The following is a 4,617-nucleotide window of genomic DNA, read 5'->3' on the forward strand; positions in this document are numbered from 1 at the left end:
CGACCGACCACAGGATGGCGGGAGCGATGACCGTTTCGGCCATGACCCCGCCGGCCACGAGCTCCGCGACGATCCAGAACACCTCGTCGTAGATGGTCTGGACCAGGTTGCCCGCGACCTCGGAGAACTCCCACACGGCCAGAGCTACCTTGTGATAGTTGTCCCGTAGCTTCTCGAACGCCTGCTTGTGTTCCTCCAGGGAGCCGCTCAGGCGCTGAAAGTACTCGAAAGACGCGTTGGCGGCCTTGCCACTCCATGCCCGGAGAAGCAGCTGGTGATTGTCCTTGACGTTGACGCCGATGTCGCTGCAGAAGAACCCCAGTGAGTTGAACGCGCTGCCGCACTTGGCGAACGCCGTCCAGTCACCCGCGATCCACTCACTGACCTTGTCGGCGGGGCGCACATGGATGAGGACGTCGAGGATCTCCTGGGTCCAGTAACCGGGGCTGAAGAAGTTGCTGAGCGCGTTCACCACGGCCATCGGATCCTGGAACTCGTCCGGTTCCTTCGGCGGCGAGAGACGCCCTTCCGGAACCATCGTTTCCTGGAGGATGAACGGGCCGACGAAGGTGGGGACAGTCGGCGCGTCTTTCCCGGGATAGGCGTTGTCGAAGCGCTCGGCCTCGGCCTGGTCGGTCGTCTCGTAGTACTTCGCGGCTTCCCGCAACGAAAGCGCGTCTTCCTTGCACACCGCCGTCAACTGCTGGATCGCGGTCTTCACCTGCGACTGCAACGCGTCGTGCGAGGTGAGGAACTCCGCGATCAGCCCGTCGTCACGGTCGGAGATGCCGAGATTGTCGTTGACGTAGGTCGAGGCCACCTCGGAGTGCTTTTCCTGCTTGTCGAGGATGCCGCCGAACTGCCGGATGAGACCCGGTGACGCCTGGAAACCCAAATCACTCAACCCCCGCGCGGTAGCCGATCTTGTTCGCGGAGCGTAACAGCGCGCCAAAATGTGCTCGAAAAGAATTTGGCCGAGGATGTCGAGACCGGCCCGGCGGCTCCGTCCCAGGGGCAGACGCGGCCACCATGGCCGCACCACACCAAGGAGACCCACCATGGCGAAGTACCTGCTTCTCAAGCACTACCGCGGCGCCCCGGATGCCGTCAACAACGTCCCGATGGACCAGTGGACCCCGGGGGAGATCGCGGACCACATGCAGTACATGGGCGACTTCGCCTCCCGCCTCGAGGGCACCGGTGAGTACGTCGACGGCCAGGCACTCTCGCCCGAGGGCACATTCGTCCGGTACGACGGGGAGGGCCGCCCGCCGGTTACCGACGGGCCCTTCGCCGAGACCAAGGACCTCATCGCCGGCTGGATGGTGATCGACGTCGACACCTACGAGCGCGCGCTCACGCTCGCCGGCGAGCTGTCGGCAGCCCCCGGAGCCGGCGGCAAGCCGATCCACGAGTGGCTCGAGCTGCGCCCGTTCCTGACCGCACCGCCGACGGTCACGGAGTGACCCGGACCGGCCAGGGCAGAATCAGGTGATGGACGAACCGCTGCTGCGGCAGCTGACTCCCGCCGTGATCGGCGTCCTCGTACATCGCGGAGTCGACTTCGCGACGGCCGAGGACGCCGTGCAGGAGGCACTCATCCAGGCCGCGCTGACCTGGCCGGACCGGCGGCCCGCCGACCCGAAGGGCTGGCTGGTCACGGTCGCCTGGCGCAAGTTCCTCGACGCCCACCGCTCCGAGGCCTCCCGTCGCGACCGGGAGCAGCGGGCCGAGGCCGAGCCACCGCCAGGACCGGCCGAAGCCGCGGACGACACGTTGCAGCTCTTCTTCCTGTGCGCCCATCCGTCGCTGACGCCGGCCTCCGCGGTGGCCCTCACGCTGCGCGCCGTCGGCGGCCTGACCACCCGGCAGATCGCCCAGGCCTACCTCGTGCCGGAGGCGACGATGGCGCAGCGGATCAGCCGGGCCAAACGCACGGTCGGTGCCGTGCGGTTCGAGGAGCCAGGCGACCTGGCGACCGTGCTGCGCGTGCTCTACCTGGTCTTCAACGAGGGCTACACCGGCGACGTCGACCTGGCGGCCGAGGCGATCCGGCTCACCCGGGAGCTGGCGTCGATGACCGAGGACGAGGAGACCGCGGGACTGCTGGCGTTGATGCTGCTGCACCACGCTCGACGCCCGGCGCGGACCCGGCGCGACGGCAGCCTCGTTCCCTTGAACGAGCAGGACCGTTCCCGCTGGAACACCCGGCTCATCGCCGAGGGCGTCGAGATCCTGCAGACAGCGCTGGGTCGTGATCGGCTGGGGGAGTTCCAAGCGCAGGCCGCAATCGCCGCCCTGCACGCCGACGCGCCCCGCGCCGAAGAGACCGACTGGGTGCAGATCGTCGACTGGTACGACGAGTTGCTCCGGCTCACCGGCAGCCCGGTCGTGCAGCTCAACCGGGCCGTCGCGATCGGCGAGGCCGATGGTGCTGGGTCGGGCCTCGCGGCCTTGGCCACCGTGGACCCTGGTCTGCCTCGACACTCCGCCGCCTCGGCGTACCTCCACGAGAAGGCGGGCGACCTGCCGACCGCGGCACGGTTGTACGCCGAGGCAGCTCGGTCGGCGCCGAACCTCGCCGAACGTGACCACCTCACCCGACAGGCAGCGCGGATCAATCACGCGCCGCGGGGGTGAGGTCGCTGCGGACTACTTAACATAATGTAGCTTATCGGCGTTACGTCGACCTGGGAATATCAGCCCAGGAGGGGCCCAGAACCCGCCGATCCGCCAGGTTGTTCGCAGCGATGCCATGAACGACGCGTTAAGGGCGTTGAGTGACACGAACGCGTCGTTCATGGCATCGCCGCTCGGCTGCCGCGGTGGGTCGTGAGTGGCTACGAGTGTTCTAACACTTGTTGCCACTCACGACCCGACGTTCCCGCCATAAAACGTCACAGTGACGAATAAGCCTGGGTAAAACGGGTCGCGGAGAACGTCGATGCTGACCTTGCTGGGCCGCCGACTGGCTCTCGATAGCTTCCTGGCAGGCGGACAGCCGCAGCCAACGTCCTGAGCTGGCATGACGTGCATACGTCAGCGAAAAGGTCATACCGGGCGGACAGTGAACCGTTGTCCCCCAATTGGAGATAGCCCCTTCCGGACAGGTCTGTCATGCATAATCGCTATTATGCAGCAAACTGCAGATTGCAAGGAGCGTAACTACTTGCATGGGGACAGCAACTATCGACCGCTACTTCCAGGACTGTCGGTGCCGTGCTGTACAAGATCCACATGAGGGTTCTTGAAGCACAGCAGGCGTTCTTCGCCGCTCGCCGACCACGGAAGGACTCCCCCCACACCACCGACGCCTACCGCCGCGACCTGGCGGGCATCACCGCGCTCCTGTCGGACTCCCCCAGCGACCTCTCCGTCGAAGATCTCACAGCTCAGGCCCTACGCGCGGCTTTCGGAGCCTTCGCCGACGGGCACGCCAAGAGTTCCGTGCTGCGCGCGTGGTCGACCTGGAACCAGTTCCTGACCTTCTGCGTTTCCGACGGCTTGCTGGCCGGGAATCCGATGGGCGCGGTCGCGCGACCGAAGGCCCCTCCCCTGGTTCCGAAGCCACTACGGGGTGAAGATACGCCCGAGCTGCTCCTCACCGCGGCCGCCGGCGGGGCGCGGCAGTCGCGGGATCCTTGGCCGGAGCGTGACGTCCTGGTGATCGCACTCGGGCTGGTCGCGGGCCTGCGGTCGGCTGAGATGCGCACGCTGACGGCCCGTTCGCTCGCCGGGCGGCCGGGCGAGATGCGGCTGCACGTCCATGGCAAGGGCAGCCGTGACAGGTCGATCCCGGTGCAACCGGTGATGGAGAAGATCATCGAGGCGTACCTCGAGTCCTGCCGTCGCCGGTTCCCGCACGAGCGGTTCGGCCGCTCAACGCCGTTGCTCCTGGATCGCGCGGGCGAGCCGATCGGCCGCGGCGGGCTCGAGTACCTCGTGAAGTCCTGCTACCGGTGGGCCGGGCTGCACGATCGGGTCCCGGTCGGCGCGAACCTCCACGCGTTGCGGCACACGTTCGCGACCAGGCTGGCCGAGGACGGCGCGACGGCGTCGGAGATCATGACCCTGCTCGGCCACGCCAGCCTCGCGACGAGTCAGAACTACATCGAGGCGACCGGGCGGGAGCAGCGGGCCGCGGTCGCGAGCAACCGCACCTACCAAGCCCTCGACGGCGTACTCGGCTCATGAGCCCGGGAGCTCATCACTCGAACGATCGGTGCTCGTAACGAGCGGTGCTCGTTCATCCCTGCTATCGTTCCGCCATGGCCGAAACAACCGCAGATATACCGAAGAGCCGGCGCGATCGGCCGGCCAAAGCCCCCCTCAGCCGGGAGGACATCGTCCAAACCGGGCTCGACCTGCTCGAAGGCGGAGGCCTGGCCAACCTGAGCCTTCGCAAGATCGCCACAGCGTTGGACACCGGCTCGGCCTCGCTCTACGTCTACGTACAGAACCTGCAGCATCTCCACGCCCTCATGCTGGACAAGGCGCTCGGCGAGATCGCTGCGCCGGTCGCGGACCAGGCTCCGCTCGAGCGGGTCAAGTCGGTCCTGGAGTCCTATCTGCGCATCCTGCTCGCGCGCAAAGGGCTGGCACAGATCGCCGCGACCA

Annotated in this window: 5 protein-coding genes; 4 read left to right on the top strand and 1 reads right to left on the bottom strand. The window is 67.0% G+C overall.

Translation table 11 applies throughout. The annotated features are described in order from the left end of the window. The coding region (locus tag VFG33_RS20385; RefSeq protein ID WP_325054502.1) for a WXG100 family type VII secretion target at nt 1–904 on the bottom strand (904 nt) is incomplete at its 3' end. A 154-nt stretch (nt 905–1,058) separates the two neighbouring features. On the opposite strand from VFG33_RS20385, the gene VFG33_RS20390 reads away from it, so the two are divergent. The 4 genes from VFG33_RS20390 to VFG33_RS20405 form a co-directional block, all read left to right on the top strand. Next, nucleotides 1,059–1,466, top strand: a complete 408-nt coding sequence (locus tag VFG33_RS20390; protein WP_325054503.1) for a YciI family protein — start codon at nt 1,059–1,061, stop codon at nt 1,464–1,466. Between the two features lie 28 nt (nt 1,467–1,494). Then, nucleotides 1,495–2,640: an RNA polymerase sigma factor gene (locus tag VFG33_RS20395; RefSeq protein ID WP_325054504.1), complete on the top strand. Its 1,146-nt coding sequence runs from the start codon at nt 1,495–1,497 to the stop codon at nt 2,638–2,640. A 597-nt stretch (nt 2,641–3,237) separates the two neighbouring features. Continuing rightward, nucleotides 3,238–4,194: a tyrosine-type recombinase/integrase gene (locus VFG33_RS20400; protein ID WP_325054505.1), complete on the top strand. Its 957-nt coding sequence runs from the start codon at nt 3,238–3,240 to the stop codon at nt 4,192–4,194. A 74-nt stretch (nt 4,195–4,268) separates the two neighbouring features. Continuing rightward, nucleotides 4,269–4,617: TetR/AcrR family transcriptional regulator (locus VFG33_RS20405; RefSeq protein ID WP_524538139.1), on the top strand; the 349-nt coding region annotated here is incomplete at its 3' end.

Origin of the sequence: Kribbella sp. (assembly GCF_035687465.1) — a bacterium.
Classification (GTDB): Bacteria; Actinomycetota; Actinomycetes; order Propionibacteriales; family Kribbellaceae; genus Kribbella.

What these genes read in the sequence shown, in the direction of transcription:
- VFG33_RS20400 (WP_325054505.1), top strand. Translation starts at nt 3,238, where the DNA reads ATGAGGGTTCTTGAAGCACAGCAGGCGTTCTTCGCCGCTCGCCGACCA.
- VFG33_RS20395 (WP_325054504.1), top strand. Translation starts at nt 1,495, where the DNA reads ATGGACGAACCGCTGCTGCGGCAGCTGACTCCCGCCGTGATCGGCGTC.
- VFG33_RS20390 (WP_325054503.1), top strand. Translation starts at nt 1,059, where the DNA reads ATGGCGAAGTACCTGCTTCTCAAGCACTACCGCGGCGCCCCGGATGCC.